Here is a 20,954-nt window from a genome sequence, read left to right as displayed (position 1 = left end):
CCTGCTCTATCACTCACTCGTACTAAAATTACATCGCTCTTTTTACTGATACTAAACAATTTATGTCCACGCCACGTTCTGCGGCTTCGAGGGCTAGTTTTTGTTGAACCACTGAGAACAAGGACAACAAACTGCCTACTATATTTTCCCGGAGAGTGGTGTAGGAACTTTTTCATTATTGCTAATCATATCAGCGACAACATCAGCAACGAGCTCCTCTATTCCTGAGAATGCTTTAGACTGATCCGCATCAAGCCAAGACAATGATGGAAACTCAGCACATCATTCGTTTAAGACCTATTTTAATGACGGCACTGGTCGCAAGTTTAGGTTTTATTCCAATGGCGTTAAACACTGGAATTGGTGCAGAAGTACAACGACCACTAGCAACAGTTGTTATCGGCGGTATTGTATCTTCTACAATTTTAACTTTGTTTGTATTGCCTATTTTATATCAATGGGCGCATGGCTCTGAGAGTAGCAAACAGCAATCCGACGAAATTTAAAATCAAAAAAAGCAGCTTAATTACTAGGTTATGCCTAATTAAGCTGCTTTTAATATTGTATGCCCAACATTTTATTGATAAAGCTTACTGCGCTTCATCCCGACAATTTTCATTTAAAAACTCAAACTCTATCGTTGTATGCGATAAATGATAGGAAGATAATTTAGCTGCAACTTCTTGTTTAAGCCTAATTAATTCTTTAACGTCAAAGTTGTCACTCAGCTCAAGGTGCGCTGTTAAAACGTGACTTTCACCATCTAGTGACCAAAAGTGCATGTGGTGGATACCATTAACTTCAGGAAATTCCATTAGTGATAGTTTAATACGCTTTTGAGTCTCTTTATCGGGTGCAGCTTGAAGAAATAAAACGAGTGTTGATTTCAGGTTTTTGAAAACATTAAACAAGATGAACAGCGTGAACCCTATTGATAAAAGGGGATCTAATATCGGCAGTTCAGCGAACAACAGTACGATAGAGACTATAAGAACGGCAACCCATCCAAGTACATCTTCAAGAAGGTGCCATGTCAGCACTTTCTCATTTAATGTTTCACCCGCTTTTAATTTTAATACAGCATATCCGTTAACGGCAACGCCGAGTATCGCTAGCCCTAACATCCCCTCGACTACAGGCATTTCAGGATTGGACAGCTTTGGAATTGCTTCAAATAAAATCCAAATTGAGCCAATGATTAAAACAATACTGTTTATCAATGCGCCAAAGAGAGTAAGTCTACGATAACCATAACTAAACTTATCTGATGCTTCTTTATCTGAAAAACGACTTAAAATCCACGCAAAACCTATTGAAAGACTATCACCAAGATCGTGAACTGCATCTGCCATTATCGCCGTACTGTTAGTGAGCCAACCACCTATAAATTCGATAATAGTGAATGTCACATTAAGGAAAAATGCCCAACCAATACGGTCATCTTTACCATGTTGATGACTATGATTATGGTTGTGCATTTTGTACCTCTAGTACTTTTCTATTTCTTAGTTTTGATACATTCATATTAATCAAGTGACGTATCAAGCGTTGATATATCCAGCGTTTGAACCCCGACAAGTTAGTCCCTTTTTCGAGATAGAACTCATCAGGGGAATCATAAAGCCCAAAGTCATCATGAATACCTTCTTTTTGAATATAGGTATTTTCTCCACGCCAATCTGTATCTGGTGATGAAAAGCACTTTGTTGCAACACCATAACCACAAAAATCATCTTTTACTTGGTCAAATTTCTCCTGTAGAGAGCTTAAGTATTGCTCATCCAATATAAAGCCCTCTAAGTTTATCCAACGCCCTTCAAAGTAAACTTCTACCCAACTATGAATGATGTATTTAGGTGCTAACCAAAATACATAGCTTGGGATAGCACCTTTTTGTAGTTGCTGGTCTATGGTAAACCCATGAAATCGGCATTGAATGCCTAGTCCACGCAATAGTGCCATTAACAGATTACCCTTAGTATTACATTGTCCATAACCATCTGCTAGCACATCGCTTGCTGCAATATCATCGCTTTCATTATAACCAAAGAAAATCTCATCTTTTACAAACTGATAAGCGGCACCAATTTTGTTGAAGTTATCCAAGTTTTTCCACCTACGTTGATCGATCAAGGATTGGATATCTTTGTGTTCAAAATTAACGATATTCGTATTGTTTAAATATTTCTCAGTCATTTTTTATATATCCTTTTCGTTGCATACTTATACTATAGACTCTATAGTAACTATAGAGTCAAATGTCTGGGGGAAATTGATGAAAATAGGCGAATTGTCAAAAAAATCGGGCTGTTCAATACAAACGATTAGATATTATGAAAGAGAAGGATTTCTGTTAAATCCAAATCGTTCAGAAGGTAATTTCAGGCTGTATGATAGCAAAGCACTTAAACAATTGGAATTCGTAAAGCATTGTCGCAGCCTAGATATATCACTCAATGATATTAAACGTCTTATCGAATTAAAAAATAAGCCAGAAGAAAGCTGCTCTAGCGTTAATGCATTAATTGATCAGCAACTTGCACTAGTGAATAAACGCATGAAAGAATTAAGGGCGCTTAAAGCTGAATTACAACAAATGGCTAGTGCTTGTGGTTCGAACAACCCAACATACTCATTATATTCTGCTGACCATGTAACACGGCAAGTATATTGTTTACTATCCATTTGAAACCCCATAATGTTTTAAGTCTATGTATAAAAGTACGATTTTCACTTAGCAGTACTTAAATAATCACCCCACCACTGCATCATTTCAGTCCGCTGGGCTAAATAGTCAGCGTGATTATAGCTGGCACGGGTACGGTTCTTATCAATATGTGAAAGTTGTGCCTCAATCCAGTTATCCTGGAACAAACCTGAGTCATTCAAAATGGTACTAAAAGTGGAACGTAGTCCATGAGAGGATAATTGATGTTTTCCATAGCCCATCTTACGTATAGCCATATTTAATGTATTAAAATGAATCGGTTGATTATGTTTCCGTGGGCTAGCAAAAATGTACTTTTCACCGTATGACCATTGCATGACGTCCTTTAAAATATCTAAAGCCTGATCTGAAAGTGGAACTAAGAAGTCGGGAATCTCATGGCCTAATATGACTTTTCGTCGAAACTGTTTAATATGCAAGGCAGGTATTTTCCAGACTTTTTCATTTAAATCAAAATGATGAGGCTCAGCCAATAACAATTCAGCCCCTCGCACGCCAGTATGTAATTTGAACAGCAGTGCTTTTTTAATAATCGGATGGGCATCCAATTTTTGTAATTTATACTTAAAATCAGATATATCCTCCGCTTTCAAATACGGATAATTTTTCTTGATTTTACTGTTAATGGCGATTTTATTTAAACCATGCGCGATGTTGAATTCACAATAACCCATCGCTACAGCGTAGTCATAAATTTGGTTCAAATAACTACAAGCTTTCTTGACAGGTTCTTTTACTTGGCGTCCCTCTATTTTTTTGATTACTGAAACCAGGTCATAACGCTTGATGTTTTGAAAAGGTAGATCCTGAAGGTCTGGATAAATATCTTGCTGTAAGCATCTTTCTGCTAACTGTAGTACACCACAGCGGGGTAGATCGTTGAAGGCATTTTTCAGTTTGAACTGTAACCACTCCTCCCCGACCTTACCAAAGGTGATGACATTAGAGGCAGTATCTTGTTCAAAACAGAAATCATTGTCTTTAAAGTCATCTCTGACTTGTCGTGCCTTTTTCAGCGATAAATCAGGATAACGACCTAACTGAATGCGTCGACGTTTTTTAGTTTGTGGATCTGTATAGCGATAGCACCAAGATTTTCTTCCACTCGGCTCAATCTTCAGGCTAAGCCCATCTTCATCGGATAAAAAACTGGTTTTTTCCTTACAATGAGCTTGGCGAACTTTAATTTCAGTAAGACTCATGGAATTTAAATGAAACCTAACAATGGGTTGATTGGATCAATTATATCAAAATAGAACGCTTTATGTATGATGCGTACACTACGCATCATATAGATTTGTAAAGTATTGTTTTATAAATTTATTATTCAATATACTTTAATTTTAGTAACCAGTAGGAGTACCACTTCTTTTTTAGTTCTCAAATATCACGTTTTTTTTGACGCAATGATTCTATCTCGGACTTCGTCAGCTGTTTTACGAGAGATGAGGATATACTTTACCTCCCACTCTGTGAGCCTTTCAACGTCTCACGGCTCTATTTAATGTTATTGAATAATCAATGGATACCAGTAAAGCCTTTTAGGTCTGCTATTGTTTCTAATACAATAGTCTCCACGATCAAGGATTGGACTCAATGCATATTCCAGCATAAACCTACCACCTATTCCTATTCGCACCCTACCACTCATTCCTATTCCAAATCGGCCACTTAGGGTTTATTCAGTAATAGAATTTAAAGGCTTTATTGCCCAAACCTATATTCTTAAAAGCTTATTCAGCAATATAATTCTTAGATAAATTGCATATTCTTATCGTAAAGGACACTGATTCTTCTTTCATTTGGACAGTTACTATGAATTCACTTCCGTCCTAATAATCTGCCCCAAAAGCTTTTTGGCTTCCGATTCGGATCGGCTTTGTTGCACAAATACCTAAGAATATGATTTTATTAAATTTATTCTTAGGTTGAAATTTTCACAAACCTTTAAAAATCAGTGCCTTGCAAAATGTTTATGCAACAAAGCCTATTTAAATCGGCAACTTGAACATATTGATAAGTTAATAAATAATCACATAGATCAAGATCCAACATTGAAACAGGATTTGAAATTACTGCAAACTATTCCTTCAATCGGTGAACGATCAGGCTTATTACTGTTGGGGTTATTTCATTCGCACAAGTTTGAAAAAGCAAGTCAAGCTGCTGCATATGTAGGTTTGGTTCCAGTACATCAGTTGTCTGGCAGTTCAGTCAACAAGCAAAGTCACTTATCAAAAGCAGGTGACAGTAAAATACGCTCAGTATTGTATATGTCGGCATTAACAGCGATTAAATATAATCCACACATTGAAGCTTTATATCAACGATTATTAAGCCAGGGTAAAAATAAAATGTGTGCTTTAGGTGCTGCAATGCGCAAGCTTATACATCTGTGTTATGGCGTTTTAAAACATCAGACTGCCTATCGAAGAGATTATTTAGTGGTCGAATAATCTCAAAACCTGATTGACTACCAAGACGGTATCTCAGGTCCCGAATTTATCAGTCACGAATTTGTGCGCTGGGCTACTGAGCACGGTATTCGTATTGAATATATTCAACCGGGTAAGCCACAGCAGAATGCGTATATTGAACACTATAATCGGACCATACGTTATAGTTGGCTGAGCAAGCATTTATTTGATACTTTGGATGAAGTACAAGATTATGCAACAAACTGGTTGTGGCATTACAACCATGAAAGACCACATCAAGCTAACAAAGGAAAGCCACCTCTAATGGCTGCTTAACCTCTACTTTTAACTTCGGTTATTTATTGAAGGATTACCTTAAAAACTATTAATGTAGCTCCATTTTAAATAAAGAACCGCTTTTTTATTCAAAATAGGGTAGGAACGACTTTAACTAAATCAGTAAGGAATACTTAATGAAATATATCTAATCTCACCTATATTGTTATATGAAATATATATTGTAAATGGAATATCTTCAATTTTCCATTTTTGGCTTCTAACCACGCCATCATCATTCTTAATAAATAATGGCACTCCTAACATATTTTCAATTTCAGCTTTATTCATTGAAAATTTTAAATTAAATGGCAGTTCTTGTTTATATTGAGAAAAGCCTTCCACACCATCATTATAAAAAAATATAGTCGTTAAGTATATTTTTTCACCAGTTATGGGTTTGTCCTCCTGATTTAAATAAAAAGACTCATCAGTAAATATAAAACCCAATCCCTCATCATATTTACTAATATAAAAATTATACTCATCCAATAAATCACCATCTTCATCATAAATTGGTAATTTAATTTCCTCTTGACTTTTCACAAATTGATTTTTAACAAAAAAATCAACTAATTTTTCATCAATATTTGACTTACCCAACAGTGATATTAAATGATCAATAAACTTATTTGTCATTCTTTCTCGCCTCCTCATCCATAATATTTTTCAAAAATTTATCATAATCAGCATTATTTTTACAGCTCAATGTAGTACATGCTTCTTGCAACTTTGTAACGTACTCAGGCGTTAATTTTTTTGCATTATCTATCATTGCCTCAGAATCCCTAATTTGTGCTGCTTGTAAATCATTTGCATCATTTTCAATGAGTCCTTTATTATTTTTTCCTGCATAGGTTGGACCTGCGGCATGCACCTCATTTGGTACAGTTACACTCATTCCTTCATTAATAATACGATTTTTCTCTGCTTGAGTTAAGGGCGCTTCCTTTAAGTCTTCAGCTCTCTTTAATAATGCAGCTTTAGACGGCTGATGATCTCTAGCCACGGTTCCATCTCCAGTGACTTTCTTTTGATTTCCATAATTATCAACCCATCCCACATCAAGAGATTGCTTTTGATTTATTTCAATATCAGCATCTTTCCCCTTAGTGACACCTTTACCTACTCCAGCACCTACAACTCCAGCCACAGCATTAATTAAATATTCTGCACCTTGTTTATTTTTTTCAATTTCATTTGCAAATTTCAATTCATCTAATTTATTTTCAGATGTTGAGGCTTCAATTTCTTTAACTTTCTCTGAATTAGTCCAATTATTAATCGTATTTGAATTGGTAACATGAGCGGCGGCAGTTAATGATGTCGCCAGCGCATCAAATCCTTGAGCTATTTCAGCTCCTACCGCACTATCTAAAGCTAAAGATTTTCCTGTCTCAATTGCTAAACGGACTGGGCCTGAAATCATTAGTCCTACCGCAAGTTGAACAGTACCTAAATCAACTCCAGTATCTTCACTAATCTGCTTTATATTATTTCCTAAATCAGCAATATTGCTTAATATCGTCATACCAACTGTGGTTTGGGTCGTAACTTTTGTCTCAATGTCAGTTCCTTTCGCATAAATTACTTCTTGTTCATTTACGCCTATTTTAGGTTGTTTAAAAATCGTTTCTAAATCAACACCAGATTGAGCTAATGTATCTAGTTGACTCTGAATTTCACTAAACTCTTTTGCTGCATAGAAAAAATCTAATTTAGAAAATAAAGCTTCAACTTCTTTTGGCTCTATCCCTCGTTTGAGCAATTCACTTGCAACTTTGTCACCAACTACACCCGTTTCTTTATATTCACTTGGTAAATTGTAAAGCCTTGCCTGAATATTATTTAGTGTTTGTAAAGCCTTATCTTTATACTCACCCGCTGGTAAGGCTTGTGCTAAATTTTCTGCACTTTGACGGAAATTCTCTGGCAAATCCTTCTGTTCTTGAATAATCTCCTGTCGTCCAGCTTCTGTCAGTAATCGATGATCAATCGTTACTGAACCATCCAGCATACCTGTGGTCTGATCACGAGTAATTTCTTGGGTATTGTTGATATCACGGTTGGTGGTATGGTAATCCTCCCATAAATAACCGAAGTTAAAAGCAGAGGTTAAGCAGCCATTAGAGGTGGCTTTCCTTTGTTAGCTTGATGTGGTCTTTCATGGTTGTAATGCCACAACCAGTTTGTTGCATAATCTTGTACTTCATCCAAAGTATCAAATAAATGCTTGCTCAGCCAACTATAACGTATGGTCCGATTATAGCGTTCAATATACGCATTCTGCTGTGGCTTACCCGGTTGAATATATTCAATACGAATACCATGCTCAGTAGCCCAGCGCACAAATTCGTGACTGATAAATTCGGGACCATTATCGCATCGGATCACTAACGGTTTTTCTCTCCACTCCAGCAATTGATTCAACGTACGAATAACCCTGATTGTGGGCAATGAGAACCCTGCTTCAATGGCTAGGCCTTCGCGGCGGTAATCATCAATCACATTCAATAATCGAAACTTGCGACCATCGGAAAGCTGATCATGCATAAAATCTAATGACCAAACCTGATTTTCTCGGATTGGTTCTTTCAATGGTTCAGGCGCATGCCGTTTTAGTCTTCTTCTCGGTTTAATACGCAGATTCAGTGCCAACTCACAGTAAATGCGGTAAACCCGCTTGTGATTCCAGCAGCAACTCTCAACATGCCGTAAATACGAGAAGCACAAACCAAAGCCCCAATCGGAATTTTCCTCAGTGAGTTCAATGAGCTGTTCAGCAATGAGTGCATTGTCATCGCTGAGTTTGGCTTGATAGCGGTAGCAGGTTTCACTAATGCCAAATGCTTTACAAGCCAAACGAATACTAATGGCATGCTGGGCAACTGCCTGTTGTGCCATCTTACGCTGGCAAGATGGCTTTACCACTTTTTTGCCATCGCTTCCTGGATGATTTCGGCCTTTAATCGCTCTTCCGCATACATCTTTTTAAGTCTGGTATTTTCGGCTTCTAGCTCTTTCAGTCGAGCCATTAATGATGTATCCATACCACCATATTTGGCACGCCATTTATAAAAGGTAGCATTACTCATGCCGTGTACACGGCAAAGGGTCGCTACAGGTGTGCCAGATTCTGCCTGTTTCAAGATGGACATGATCTGACTATCAGTAAATTTAGATGTTTTCATGCAGAATCTCCTGCTCGTATCTTAAGAGAAAATTCTACTTTTAGATCCTATTATTTTTAGGGGGGATTACCGTATCTTTCACATTCGTCACAGTACCTTGACCTAAGGTTGCCTTGGTCAGTTGTTCTGTTTCTTGCCCGCTGCTATTGATACCAATGGTCGTTGAACCTTTTGGAGCTGTAGAAGCTTCTTTAGTTCCCTTTTGTGGAATACCAATACTGGTCGATACATTAATTTCAAAAATTAAAATCCTTTAACGTCTTTCCTTTTTCATCCAATAATTTATATACAAAATCAGGTTCAATTTTTAAAAATAACTCAATAACATCATGAATTTTCCAACCATGTATTTCTGGATGATCAATGATTGAAATTAAATGTTCTTTTAAAAATGGAATATATTCTTTGAAGTCCTCATCGATTATTAAACCAAATAAAGAATCTATTCCAAAAGGTTGAGTATTAGCAAGCTCTATTATTTTGACAATATATGGAAACAATTTTTTTCTTGTTAAGGTACCTAGACCATGGTCAGATTTATCAGCCCAATAACGAATAAATGCTCTAAGAACATGTTGCAATGTATCATCATAACCATTTAGCCTATGATCAATAAAACCATTTAATTTATTGTTTTCAAATAATGCAGTTAAAGCATTAAAACCATAATCATCTCCCCAAAATGTCAACAATTTAGCAGCTTGGAATACAATATAGTCATCCGAATTTGTTAATAATTCTCTTAACTGTTCTATACGGCTAACTGAAATATCTTCAGCATCTAAGTCCTCTGCTATATCTGTATAATTGACACTATCAGGAATCTCATTTAATAAGTCTATAATCTTCTGTTCCAACTCTATACTCCTTACAAACTATTTCTTTATGTATTCTGATGGAACACAACCTTTGATTAAGCATTCCCCATCTCTAATAGCATGATTCAAATCTTTATTTGCATCTCTTAATTTATCTCGATTTTTTTTACTAGGATTACGATCATATTTCGCCTGAGCTGCATCGACTTTAGATTGTAATTCCTTTCTAACTTCGGTATGTGTCACAATCTGACTACCAGAAATCTTACCTGCATCAATATCTTCCTGCAATCGCTTCGTATCAATCTTAATTTGCTCACCACCATAATTTTTAGAATCAATAGCTATTGCTGGATCACTTGTTGAAATGTATGGTGTATTCTCAGAATTACCACCTCTAATATGAGATTGAACAGATCCTGTTCCTTCAGGGTTTGCAGCAACCAAATCACCTTTGTCATTTATGTAAGCTTTTGGTTTACCTTTATAATTTTCTGTAGCAGAAAAATCATGATCATTACGAGTAACATAATCAGGAACAGTAGGTTTTACTGATATTTCATCACTATTTTTAGCTTTTCCTTTCCCTGAAATTAGTGTCTCAGCAGCTATACCAACAATAAAAGTAGCACCTAGCTTTGCATTTTGCAGTGATTCCGCATAATTAAGACTTCGTTGAAAATCATCATCGCTTAGTCCAAGCTGTTTCAACTCACTAATTTTTTCAGACCGACTCCAATCATCATATAGACCATCTGAAAGTCCGTAGAGTGATTTTACTAAATGATCTGATACCGCATTTGTAGCATAATCAATATATTCTCCACTAAATTGATTAACTATATATCCTGCTGTTGCTTTTACAGGCCCTCCTAACAACACGCTAGCAGCAAGTTGTATTTTTTCAATGTCAACACCACTATCTACAGAAATTTTTTCTATATTTTTACTAATTTCTGCTGCCGCATGTAAAAATTTAAAACCTAGTAAATCCGTTTCTTTTACAGCAAGAGAACTATCTGTATTTTCAGCTAATATACTAATTAAGGAGTTTGAGTTGACTATTGGTTGCTCTTTAGAGAGCTCAGAATTAAGAATCTGTTCAATGCCACTACCATTCTGACTCAAAATATCTAATTGTTCTTGGACAGCAGATAATTTTTGAATTGCATACCAATAATTATCTGTATCTATAATCTTTTCGACCTCTTTAATTTCAAGACCATTTTTCAATAGCTCCCCTGCAACTTGCTGCCCATATTCCTCTAAACCCTCAAAATCTGCTGGTAAACTATAAAGTTTTGCTTGTATATTATTTAAACTTTGTAAAGCCTTCTCTTTATATTCTCCCTCAGGCATTTGCTTCACAATATTTTCAGCACTTTGACGGAAATTTTCAGGTAATTCCTTCTGCTCTTGAATAATCTCCGCCCGTCCACTCTTACTCAGTAAACGCTGATCAACCGTCACAGAACCATCCAGCATGCCCGTCACTTGGTCACGAGTAATTTCTTGCGTATTATTAATGTCCCGATTGGTGCTGTCTGAGGCATTTGCAACAGTCCCTTGACCCATCGTTGCCTTAGTCAATTGTTCTGTTTCTTGTCCACTGCTGTTAAGGCCAATGGTGGTTGAACCGTTTGGATATTTGGATTTTTCTCCATCTTTGTTGTTCGTGGTTTTGCCTATCGTCGTTGATACATTAAAACCACTGCTACTGTTGTAGTTATGATCTTCTATGTCTTTCAGCGCAAGTTCGCCTGAATAGTTCAGCTTACCGTGATCCGTTAATGTGCCGTCTTCATTCTTCGTCGCATTGGCAATCACACCACCAATACTGGTAATATTTTTAACACCCATCGCATCTAGATCAGCATCGTTCTGCGCATTGCCAATCAGCAGCTTACTAGTGTCATTTACCCATGCACTGTCAATGCTGCCCTTACTTTGGTTATAGCCAGCGCTGATATTGCTGGCTTTACCGTTAGAACCAAAACCTAAGCCAATATTTCCGCCTTTGCTGCTATTACTGCTAGTCTCTGTATCCTGCAAGCTTTCTACATGGATCTGATTTACTTGTAGATTACCTCGGTCAGCGATAGAAACCTCACCGCCCTGAATATTCAGTTTGTCTATTGCACCTTCAGTACGATTCAGCACAACTTCACTATTTACGTGGGTGAGGCTTTCGTTTTGTGATTGGCTGGTTTGCTTGCCTATTGAAGCACTGCCGCCACCGCCATAGGTATAGCTCACACTTTGGCTATTGGTTTTACTATTGCTGTCCTGTTTACTATGCTCGACGCCTGCAGTCACATTGAGGTCTTTGCTGCCATCAAAGGTCGTGGTGCCTGTTGCATTCACTCGGCTGCCTTGGATATTGATGTCTTGGCCTTCTGATTTAAGCTGAAGGTTATTTAAATCTAAGTTGCTACCTTGCCATTGGCTTTGTTCTGTATTCGTGGTCGTCGTAGTTTCAATCCTTTCACCATTGGCACCAATAGTAAAGCCATAGGTTGCACTGCTTGCAGCCGCAGATGCGGCTGCTGCCCCTACAGCAATCTGTGCACTTGCCACATTGGCCGTTGCCATTGCGACATTGGCTTTGCTGTCATCTAAGGCTCCTTTGGTAATTCGACCCGCTGCATAGTCACGTTGTGCTTGGCTATAATCATCTTTAGCTTTAGATAAGGCTTTAGTTGCATCTGCAACAGCTTCTACCGCTAAGATTGCATCTAAATAGGCATTGCGAATGCCGACTTCTGTACTGATGGTTTCAGTATGAGTCTTTTCTTCTGTGGTGGTTTTATTTTCATAACCGCCTATGTTAAGATTTCCTCGACCATGATCAATGATCGTATCACCTGTCGCTGTGATATTTTGGCCGAGGATATCTACACCTTCTGCACCTTGAATTGTTAAATTTTCAGTATTGATATTGCCTGACTTATGCGTTGTGGCTGTAGTTTTAACGGTATTCTCTGCGTCTTCAAGTACAAAGCCGCCCACTCGAATGCTGTCTTTATTCAGCTTAACCCCAAGACCTTGTACCGTTTCTTTGCTGTTTGACGTAACAGTTTTGTGTTGTTCTTCTGCTGCATCGAGCGTGACTTTTTTGCCCGCTAAGACCGTGTTCTGTGCATCAATGTTGCTACTGGTCAGTGTCGTTTGACCTGCTGAACCCACATAGACATTATTGGCACCAAGATCGGTCCCTGTTTGTGTTCTTTGCTCAGTCCGTGTGCTCGATGATTCTCCGATCGTGATCTTCGGTGCTTTTAATCCCGGAGCTAAAGCCTCAATACCCGCTAAGCCAACAGCAGTCACTTTCATTAAGTCTTTGGCAATGCCACGATAACCTTTTTGGGTTTCATCCCATTGCTGATCATTGGTTTCTAATGTCGTCAGACTGACATTTTCGGGCAGGGCATTACCATCTTTGGATTTTAAACTGCCATCCGCTTGGCGTTCGAATTGTTTATTGCCAATATAAATATTGTCTTGAGCTTGTATATCATTGGCTTGCAGCTCGATATTTTTACCGGCATTGATATCAACATTTTTGCCAGCTTTGAGCTGTGTTTGTGCAACATCTTCGTCGATATATCCTGATTGACGGTTTTTAAATTGAATTGTATTTTTCTTGGCTGTTTCCGTGCTCTTTATATCAGTATCAATATCTGACAAAAGTTTTACATTGCCTTGGTTTGCCGTAATTTGAATGCTGTCTTTCGCACCAGCTTGCAGGTGCGTGGCTTGAATATCTCCTGTTTGGCTATTGATCAGGATATTGCCACCCGATTGGATGTCGGTTGCAATCGATTGACTGGTCGAAGATTGGATTTTTTTATCTGTTGTAGAGAAGCCACCTTTTTCTTGGGCTGCAAGCTGAGAACTGCGTTCATCTCGTCCATTTTCGATCAAGACATTTTGTCCAGCATCAATCACTACATTGCCCGACGTACTGTTCAAGGTGCTGGCTTTAATCTGAGTATTGGCACCACTTTGCAGGGAAATATTTCCTTTCGCCTGAATCTGCGTCCCTACATCTCGACTCGAAGCATTCAGAATCTGATCCTTGTCACCTGCTGAGCTTAAATCACTGCGACTGACATTCACCGTAGAAAGATTCAGGTCTTGTCCCGCTTGGATCGCAATGCTACCTTGGCTTTGTAGATCTGATGCAGTCAGATTGATATTATTCTTGGCATTGGCAACCAGCTGACCATCCGCATCTTGTACATACAGCCCAGCAACACGGCCAATGTTTTCAGCGCTAAATTCACTTAAACCGTGCTTATTTTCAGTTTTAATCGTCGTGGTGATGTTGTTAATGTCTCGGCCCGCATCAAGGGCAAGGATTTGATTGGCGGTCATTGTCCCACCAATATTATTGATATCGGTGTGTGCTGTCGCAAAGACATCTCGACCTTGTATTAAGCCACCCACGTTATTAATGTTATTGGCTTCAAGACTCACCAATTGGCGTCCAGCAATACTGCCTTGGTTGTTTAAATCCCCACTCAGTTTTAAATTGACCGTCTCGCCTGCAATCAAGGCACCTTTGTTGTTTAAGTCCCCCGACTGTACCGCAACATACACTTTCGGTACCAAGACTTGGATTTTTTCGCCATCAACGGTAATGGTTTCTGTCACCAGCCACACCATATCACTGGTCAATCGAGCAATCTGTGCTTCTGAGAGCTTCACTCCAACACTTAAATTAAGATCTTTGGCAGCACTTACCCCAGAATCCATCAAGGCTTTGAATTGATCCTCGAAGTTCGTATAACCATCTAAATAAACTTGACCCGTCAGTTGTGCAATTTGGTCATTGACCAGTTTTTGCTCGTAATAACCATCCCCTAAACGTTTTTGCATATTTTGTGGGTTGGTCGCGAACATTTGCAGCATGTAATCACTGCCTAACCAATTTTTATAATTGGTAAAGGCATCGCTGCTTTCAATCAAAGGGCGGTTATTATTTTCTTTATTAACGCTGTATAAGGATTGCAGCGGTAAGCTGAGTTCTGAGGTATCACCATTTAATGTGCCTTGGTGAGCACCATCATATTTCACCACATCAAGTTTTATTGGCGTTACGATATCAGCTGGATTATAGGGTTTAACACTGTTCCACTTACTTCGTTTACTTGTACCTAATGTATTCCAACCTACATAGTGATACTGTGATGTCCCCGTTTTAATCACACGATGCTCACCCTCAGCATCAATATTATTCACTTCATTTTGTTCAATATTAATGCCTTTCGTCGCTAGAATTTGGCTCTTGTCATTGGTCAGGCTTTGGCCTTTTAGCGTCAGTGTGCCACCTGAAATAATCTCCGCTGGTGCACTGGAATCCACATAGTGTTGGGTTTCGTACTGGTTGTAGATATATCGGGTATAGTCTTCATATTTTTGACCATCCAGATAAATGCTGTCATAACTGCCACGACCTGTAATATGCGATGAATCAAGAATTTCAGCGCTTCCAGCACCTTGATAAGCGGTCACATCTTTGCGGGTTTCTGGTATTTCTTTGACACTTGAACTGAAATGCAAATTTCGGTTGGTCAAAATATCCACGCCTAAGTACATATCACCCACGGATTGAATACGTGCACTGGCATTGTCTAATAATGCGGCAGAGCCTTCTGCCATATGGTTTGCATTGAGTTGTCCACCAACAGTCAGCGCACCTTCGCTGGCAATTAAGGCTTGTTCTCGGTTTTCAATTTTTCCGCCTGCAATATCTAAGCGTTGACGTGCCGCAATCGTGCCTGCTTTGACATCGCCATTGGTTTGCTGTTCTGCATTGAGAAGATGCGCGGCTTGCAGGGCAATATGGTCACCATAGATTTGACCTGTACCCACGTTTTGGATGCCTTGACTGGCATCAATACGAGTTAAACCTTGGCTATTAATGAGGCCGGTATTGTTGACGTTTTCAGCCTGAATGCGTTGATCGCCTAGACTTAATATCTTGCCATTATTGTTTAAATCTTTTGCTTGAAGATTTAAACTCGCTGGGGTGCTATCGACTTTATTTTCTGCAACTACTGCACCGCTATTTTGCAGCTCGCCATTGGCACTGATTTTAATATGCCCGGCTGAAGCAAACACTTGCCCTGCATTGTTAATCCCAACCCCTTGTTCGGTACTGATTAAACTGATTTTGCCCGCATACATTCCGCCTAAGTGACTGGTATCAATGGCAAACTGTGGCACAGTGCCTGCCAACCCCGAAGCCGCCTGTATCGCACCAGCCTGCGGATTAACTTCAATATCATTTTGTCCAGCAACCACCGTCAATTCTTTAGCCCAAATCCCCGCATTGATCTGTGCAGCACGGCTGAGTAACTGGGTATAGTCGGCTTTACTGGCATCCAAGCCCTGACCTGTGATGTTAATCACCCCGTCACGGACTTGATAACCTGTCACTTGTCCATTTTGAATATTCGGATTGGCGGTACTTAAAGTCACCCCACCTGCATTGATAAAACCGCCACCATCGACATTAATCCCAGCTTGGTTGGCAATGATCACATCTGCTTTACGTCCACCGACCTCTACATAGCCATTTAAGTGACTTGGATTGCTGCCGTTCACCTGATTAACAATGACTTTGGCTTCACCGCCTGCAAGCCACGGATTGGCTTGGATATAACCCCCAAGCTGCGTTTGAGTATTTTGGCGGCTGTTATTTAAAATGACACCGTTCTGATTCACATCAAATTGCTGGTAGTGATTCACCGATACCCCAGCTTTGCTTGGGGTTTGAATATTCACCTGCGTTGTGCCATTGGCACTGTTCAATATCGTTGGACGCTGATTGCCTGCCGCATTCGAGTCTGCAACAACATTGCTGTGCGATACACCAATAGATGCATTGATCAGGGCAGTGCCTGTAATCAGCATCAATGAAAATGAAAGAACTTTTAAAGCTAAACTTTTTTCAGAAGCAACGACTGGTGTTTCAAGATCAACCGCTTTATTATTCTGTGTTGAGGCTTGTCCTGCAGCTGCGACATTTTCTGCAACAGCAATCATTTCACCACGGGTTTGACTAAAAATCGTTTTATAGCAGTTCTTATTCATTTTTCAATTACCAATGTGTCTTTATTTGGGAGATTTTTTCGCTTTAATACTACGAGCTCATTTTTTAGTTTGTACTTTTCTTTAGATCAGAATGAATAACTGGCACTAAAACCATAATTCAAATCATAATTTTGGAAATATTCAGGCTTCTTGATTGGTTTACCGATAAATATATCGTAGTAAAAAGTGCCACCCACCTTAAATTGACCACGTAGCCCCATCGCACCACCCACAAGGGTTTTACCTAAAAGCCATTGGGCAGATTGACCATCAACATGCCCAGCATCCAAGGCCATATAGAATTGATGTGCGGGAAAAATAGACATGGCTAAATCATTGCGCCAGTAGAAGCCACGGTCTGCTGCTAGGGTTAGGTCACCATCAAAACCGCGTACTGTATACCTTCCACCAATGGAAAGCCGGTCTTGGATGGTCAGCGGGGTGTCATTGTATTGCGCTCTAAAGGCACTTGAGTAGCTATATTGCTGGTTCTCAAATTGGAACGGAACATTCAGATTGGCATCTAGCGTCCAGATCTTCATCCGTGATGTACCTTCGTTCAGCGCTTCCTCAACTGCTGGTAATGAATCGAATGCACCTGTGCCTCGCTTATACCCTAGACTCAAATCCAGCACTGCAAATTGAATATATTCACGATGATCAAGGTTTAACTGCCAACCCGCAACATCTCTGCGCTGTATGGTCAGTTCGGCATCATCAATATAGCTTTTAGATTCTCGATGCCAGCCTTTCAAGGTCGCTGAGGTTTTACGCTTGGCATCCCGATAAAGCAATCGGGTCAAGCCTAAGTCTTGAGTCTGACTTTCTCCATTATAGTTATAGACATTATTGGTGCCTGCAACAGCTTGGTCATAATTGTATCGACTCGCATTGGCGCTGATCAGCCAGTTTTTATAAGGGACTGAATAATGAAGGGCATAGTTATGGGTTCCGCTCTTCACAGTGGTTCCATTTTGATCCGTAATCTCTTGCTGATCTGCTAAGTTACGGCCCATGGTGACGTAAAATAAGTCACTTCTAAATAAAGGGTTATCGACTGAAACGGTGATGTTACCTTGGTATTTACCGGTTTGACGACTACCGGCATCATCAGCACTTAAGGTCACGCGAATTGGAATTTTTCGCTGTTTCCATTTGACGATAACATCACTTTGATTGGGCGCATCTGCAGGAATAATTTGAATATCAGCTTCCGCTGTAGGCAGTCTTTTTAAGTTTTCTAAGCCTTGCTCTAAGTCACGTAAATTGAGAATATCGCCACTCTTCATTGGAAAGATATTTTTGGCATATTGAATTCGGCCTGCTCGGGTATTTTCCTCATCACTTAAATCGAGTTTGATTTCTCGAACTAATCCCGGAATGACGGTGAGTTTTAATACGCCTGTACTTAAGTTTTGAGGTGCAGCCAATATTCGTGTCGTAGTAAAGCCTCGGCCAATGATGATGTTCTGCGTTTGCGTCATCAACAGATTAATTCGCTGCTCACCCATGCATAAACCTGGAGTAAAACTTAAATCTTTTAACGCTTGTTGCACATATTGATCAAAATGCTTACTCATTTCGCCATCAAGTTCAACTGTCTTGATTTCAAAACAATTCTGATCTTCAAGGTCGGTAAGTTGTACAGCTTCTTTTTTTTGGATGACATCTAAATTAACATCACGTTCTGGTTGTATAATTTTTTCTAGTTCTGCTTGGCGCTGCTGGTTTCGAATCAAACCATCTATCGCTGGATCAAATGTTTCTGCAAATGCAAAAGGAGTAACAACAAAACCACCCAAAGTAAGCAAAATACTTTTTAATACTATATTTTTTTTGAACATAAATTTATTGCATGTTAAATTTTGCGCAGAAATTAACAAATAATGACCAAATATTCAATGGTATTTTATTTTTCAATTTCTCCCATTAGATTGTACCCCTCAATAGACACTTAACTTTCATTCTGCAGGACACCTTCACTTGCCACATGTGTCGTTGATAGCCAATCTGACCATTGTTCTTGATATAACTGTACCATATGAGCACTTGGCTGTTTTTTCGTAAGCGTCCGCTGAACACACCTTATGAATTCATCCTATAAGCCTTAATTTAGTCCCCACTTAAAAACAAGTGGGGACTTAAATTTATGACGACAAATAATCAGACATCCATCGCATCTCTAGCGAAAAAACGAAGAACATACAGTGCTGAATTTAAACAGCAGATCGTTCAGGCTTGTAAAGCACCTGACGTTTCAATTGCTTCGGTCGCTTTGCAACATGGATTGAATGCAAATCTTGTATCCAAATGGATTCGCTTATTTGATGGTAAACCAAAGAATGATCGCTCACCACCACCGAATAAACCTGCATTTATTGCCTTATCCTGCTCTGCACCATTAGATCCTATTTCTACTAATATGTTAACGGTTCAAATTGCTTTACCTCACTCAAAAGCAGAAATTGGCTTTGTGATACGGGTCTGATTTTTCTTGATAAGCTGTGGCTCAAATTTACCCTCACGATCTCTAGGGGTATCTAGTTCAAACTCACCATCATCAGTCAGTAGACGCTTCGTTGTGTAACCATTGCGAGCATTTTTACCTGTTCGTGGACTATTCTTTTCGTAACCTAAATGGTCGGTGAGTTCCGCATTAAGGGCAGTTTCAACAGTCAATTTCTTTAAAGCCCGACTAAAATTATTGAGATCGAGTTCGGTTTTTAGGTTCTTGGCTAACTCTTTAGCGAGTGCCAACATTGCTTCATCTTTCATGGTAAACACCTTTTGTTTGACCCCAACAACGTTGGGGGAGTTTAAGCGTTTACATAGTTTTATTTACAGTCTCAACAAATCCGAAAACAAGGCATCACCATTGCTCATCTAAGGAGTAGACCCAGATACGATATTAGGCATATTTAGGTTTTTTGTCGTGTACAGAGTCAAAAAAGATAGAATCTGGATTTTTATTACATTTACTATCCGTATACTTCAACAGCAGCTTTGAATGTTTCACTTAACCTTAAACTTTTTTTAAAATTAAATATATTTACATATACGTTCTAAAATTTGATATAATTTATTAAAACTTTAGATTCCAAGTGTAAATAATGAGAAGCGCTAATATTCGACGTGATGGCTACTTAAAATTTCTGAATACATGGCAAGACCGTGATGTCATTAAAGTACTTTCAGGTGTGCGTCGCTCTGGAAAATCCACCTTATTGGCAATGTTTCAACAAATCCTAAAAGCACAGGGTGTACAAGCCGAAAACATCATTGCCATCAACTTCGAATTTATGGAATTTGAAGAACTCACCGATTACCGTAAACTACATGATTATGTATTGTCCAAAGTTGATAAAAGTAAAAAAAACTATGTTTTCTTAGATGAAATACAACATGTTACAAATTTTGAGAAAGTAGTCGACTCTTTATATGTTCGGGATTATATCGATTTATATATTACAGGCTCAAATGCATTCTTTCTAAGTGGAGAACTTGCGACTTTACTTACAGGACGCTATATCGAGCAACATGTTCTACCTCTGTCATTCCAAGAATTTAAACAGTGGCATATTGAAAATAATCCGATCATCCAACAATTATCAAATCGTGATTTGTATGCCATGTATACGCGCAGTAGTTTCCCTTATACGCTTGCCATGACTAGCCAGCAGGAAACTTATGATTACTTGCAAGCAGTCTATGCCAGTGTAATGTTTAAAGATGTTATTCCCCGTTTGAATACTGCCGATATTAACTCTCTCGAGCGTGTCGCAAGATATTTGGCAAGCGTGACAGGCTCACCTATTTCCATCAATAAAATTAAAAATACCTTTGTTTCAAGTGGGGTTAAAATTTCATTTGAAACAGTAAAACGCTATATTCAGGGCTTACAGGACAGTTTGTTATTTTATAGTGCCGCACAATTTAAAGTACGCGGGCGTGAGTTATTACAATCCTCTGAAAAATACTATTTAGTTGATGTCGGATTGCGCCGGATTATGTTGCCTGATGCTAATGCTGATCAAGGTCATATCTTAGAAAATGTGATTTATCTTGAGCTTGTCAGACGAGGTTATACGGTCTATGTAGGGCGGGTTGATGAATATGAAATTGATTTTGTTGCTGTCGATACTTTACAGAATTTAACTTATTATCAGGTGGCATTAGAAACGCTCAATGAGGAGACACTCAGCCGAGAGTTACGTCCATTACAGAAAATTTCTGATTCGTATCCCAAGTATTTGCTTACCTTAGACACGATAGGGACTGAAGCGAATTATAATGGTATTGTAAAAATGAGTGCTCTCGATTGGTTGCTATCTGAAAATAAGTAAAGTTGAGGGTAGACATGGAT

At 38.8% G+C, this 20,954-nt stretch carries 12 protein-coding genes and 6 pseudogenes; 6 read left to right on the top strand and 12 right to left on the bottom strand.

Annotated features, from left to right (window positions below; all coding sequences use genetic code 11):
- Positions 1–138: 138 nt before the first annotated feature.
- Positions 139–282 (bottom strand): annotated as a pseudogene (locus J4G44_RS12730) (antitoxin HicB); the annotation flags it as partial.
- On the opposite strand from J4G44_RS12730, the pseudogene J4G44_RS12725 reads away from it, so the two are divergent.
- Positions 282–506, top strand: a pseudogene (locus J4G44_RS12725) (efflux RND transporter permease subunit); the annotation flags it as partial. The pseudogenes J4G44_RS12730 and J4G44_RS12725 overlap by 1 nt on opposite strands.
- An 84-nt stretch (positions 507–590) precedes the next feature.
- On the opposite strand, the gene J4G44_RS12720 reads toward J4G44_RS12725, so the two are convergent.
- Both J4G44_RS12720 and J4G44_RS12715 read right to left on the bottom strand, forming a co-directional pair.
- On the bottom strand, positions 591–1,478 hold the full coding sequence (locus J4G44_RS12720) for a cation diffusion facilitator family transporter (RefSeq protein WP_127800877.1): 888 nt from the start codon (positions 1,476–1,478) through the stop codon (positions 591–593).
- Positions 1,465–2,196, bottom strand: a complete 732-nt coding sequence (locus J4G44_RS12715) for a transglutaminase-like domain-containing protein (protein WP_005245162.1) — start codon at positions 2,194–2,196, stop codon at positions 1,465–1,467. Before J4G44_RS12715 ends, J4G44_RS12720 begins: the two co-directional genes overlap by 14 nt.
- Positions 2,197–2,275: 79 nt before the next feature.
- On the opposite strand from J4G44_RS12715, the gene J4G44_RS12710 reads away from it, so the two are divergent.
- On the top strand, positions 2,276–2,689 hold the full coding sequence (locus J4G44_RS12710) for a Cd(II)/Pb(II)-responsive transcriptional regulator (RefSeq protein WP_179989169.1): 414 nt from the start codon (positions 2,276–2,278) through the stop codon (positions 2,687–2,689).
- Between the two features lie 41 nt (positions 2,690–2,730).
- Here the strand turns inward: J4G44_RS12710 and J4G44_RS12705 are convergent, their stop codons facing one another.
- Both J4G44_RS12705 and J4G44_RS13650 read right to left on the bottom strand, forming a co-directional pair.
- Positions 2,731–3,930, bottom strand: coding sequence for a tyrosine-type recombinase/integrase (locus tag J4G44_RS12705; protein ID WP_005245164.1), 1,200 nt, complete (start codon positions 3,928–3,930; stop codon positions 2,731–2,733).
- Between the two features lie 185 nt (positions 3,931–4,115).
- Positions 4,116–4,217, bottom strand: a pseudogene (locus J4G44_RS13650) (phosphoribosyltransferase); the annotation flags it as partial.
- Between the two features lie 490 nt (positions 4,218–4,707).
- Here J4G44_RS13650 and J4G44_RS12700 point away from each other — a divergent pair.
- A pseudogene (locus tag J4G44_RS12700) lies at positions 4,708–5,184 on the top strand (transposase); the annotation flags it as partial.
- Positions 5,185–5,217: 33 nt separating this feature from the next.
- A pseudogene (locus tag J4G44_RS12695) lies at positions 5,218–5,481 on the top strand (integrase core domain-containing protein); the annotation flags it as partial.
- Positions 5,482–5,601: 120 nt separating this feature from the next.
- Here J4G44_RS12695 and J4G44_RS12690 read toward each other — a convergent pair.
- The 6 genes from J4G44_RS12690 to J4G44_RS12665 all read right to left on the bottom strand — a co-directional run bounded on the left by J4G44_RS12690 (position 5,602) and on the right by J4G44_RS12665 (position 18,435).
- Positions 5,602–6,120 carry a hypothetical protein gene (locus J4G44_RS12690; RefSeq protein ID WP_179989170.1) on the bottom strand — a complete coding sequence of 173 codons (519 nt, stop codon included), beginning with the start codon at positions 6,118–6,120 and terminating at the stop codon, positions 5,602–5,604.
- Positions 6,110–7,498 (bottom strand): hypothetical protein, encoded by a 1,389-nt coding sequence (locus J4G44_RS12685; RefSeq protein WP_179991388.1) that lies wholly within the window; start codon positions 7,496–7,498, stop codon positions 6,110–6,112. The genes J4G44_RS12690 and J4G44_RS12685 overlap by 11 nt, the downstream gene beginning before the upstream one ends.
- Before the next feature lie 98 nt (positions 7,499–7,596).
- A protein-coding gene (locus J4G44_RS12680; protein ID WP_179991387.1) for an IS3 family transposase occupies positions 7,597–8,672 on the bottom strand; the annotation gives its coding sequence in 2 pieces (ribosomal slippage) (positions 7,597–8,420 and positions 8,420–8,672; 1,077 coding nt in all).
- 236 nt (positions 8,673–8,908) lie between these two features.
- Positions 8,909–9,529, bottom strand: a complete 621-nt coding sequence (locus tag J4G44_RS12675; RefSeq protein ID WP_154320123.1) for a hypothetical protein — start codon at positions 9,527–9,529, stop codon at positions 8,909–8,911.
- An 18-nt stretch (positions 9,530–9,547) separates the two neighbouring features.
- Positions 9,548–16,591: a two-partner secretion domain-containing protein gene (locus J4G44_RS12670; RefSeq protein WP_179989050.1), complete on the bottom strand. Its 7,044-nt coding sequence runs from the start codon at positions 16,589–16,591 to the stop codon at positions 9,548–9,550.
- Between the two features lie 86 nt (positions 16,592–16,677).
- Positions 16,678–18,435: a ShlB/FhaC/HecB family hemolysin secretion/activation protein gene (locus J4G44_RS12665; protein ID WP_154320126.1), complete on the bottom strand. Its 1,758-nt coding sequence runs from the start codon at positions 18,433–18,435 to the stop codon at positions 16,678–16,680.
- A gap of 305 nt (positions 18,436–18,740) precedes the next feature.
- Here J4G44_RS12665 and tnpA point away from each other — a divergent pair, with 305 nt between their 5' ends.
- Positions 18,741–19,079 carry an IS66-like element accessory protein TnpA gene (gene tnpA, locus J4G44_RS12660; RefSeq protein WP_154320127.1) on the top strand — a complete coding sequence of 113 codons (339 nt, stop codon included), beginning with the start codon at positions 18,741–18,743 and terminating at the stop codon, positions 19,077–19,079.
- On the opposite strand, the pseudogene J4G44_RS12655 reads toward tnpA, so the two are convergent.
- Positions 19,064–19,366, bottom strand: a pseudogene (locus J4G44_RS12655) (transposase); the annotation flags it as partial. The gene tnpA and the pseudogene J4G44_RS12655 overlap by 16 nt on opposite strands.
- Positions 19,367–19,701: 335 nt before the next feature.
- Between J4G44_RS12655 and J4G44_RS12650 the strand changes: the two are divergent.
- A complete protein-coding gene (locus tag J4G44_RS12650) occupies positions 19,702–20,934 on the top strand; it encodes an ATP-binding protein (RefSeq protein WP_094069408.1) in 1,233 nt (410 codons plus the stop codon).
- Positions 20,935–20,954 lie beyond the last annotated feature (20 nt).

It is taken from the genome of Acinetobacter towneri (assembly GCF_017498585.1).
GTDB lineage: Bacteria > Pseudomonadota > Gammaproteobacteria > Pseudomonadales > Moraxellaceae > Acinetobacter > Acinetobacter towneri.
This window is presented reverse-complemented; position numbering and strand designations above follow the sequence as displayed.

What these genes read in the sequence shown, in the direction of transcription:
- J4G44_RS12685 (WP_179991388.1), bottom strand. Translation starts at nt 7,498, where the DNA reads ATGCTGGATGGTTCAGTAACGATTGATCATCGATTACTGACAGAAGCT.
- J4G44_RS12710 (WP_179989169.1), top strand. Translation starts at nt 2,276, where the DNA reads ATGAAAATAGGCGAATTGTCAAAAAAATCGGGCTGTTCAATACAAACG.
- J4G44_RS12705 (WP_005245164.1), bottom strand. Translation starts at nt 3,930, where the DNA reads ATGAGTCTTACTGAAATTAAAGTTCGCCAAGCTCATTGTAAGGAAAAA.
- J4G44_RS12690 (WP_179989170.1), bottom strand. Translation starts at nt 6,120, where the DNA reads ATGACAAATAAGTTTATTGATCATTTAATATCACTGTTGGGTAAGTCA.
- J4G44_RS12715 (WP_005245162.1), bottom strand. Translation starts at nt 2,196, where the DNA reads ATGACTGAGAAATATTTAAACAATACGAATATCGTTAATTTTGAACAC.
- J4G44_RS12720 (WP_127800877.1), bottom strand. Translation starts at nt 1,478, where the DNA reads ATGCACAACCATAATCATAGTCATCAACATGGTAAAGATGACCGTATT.
- J4G44_RS12665 (WP_154320126.1), bottom strand. Translation starts at nt 18,435, where the DNA reads ATGTTCAAAAAAAATATAGTATTAAAAAGTATTTTGCTTACTTTGGGT.
- J4G44_RS12670 (WP_179989050.1), bottom strand. Translation starts at nt 16,591, where the DNA reads ATGAATAAGAACTGCTATAAAACGATTTTTAGTCAAACCCGTGGTGAA.
- J4G44_RS12650 (WP_094069408.1), top strand. Translation starts at nt 19,702, where the DNA reads ATGAGAAGCGCTAATATTCGACGTGATGGCTACTTAAAATTTCTGAAT.
- tnpA (WP_154320127.1), top strand. Translation starts at nt 18,741, where the DNA reads ATGACGACAAATAATCAGACATCCATCGCATCTCTAGCGAAAAAACGA.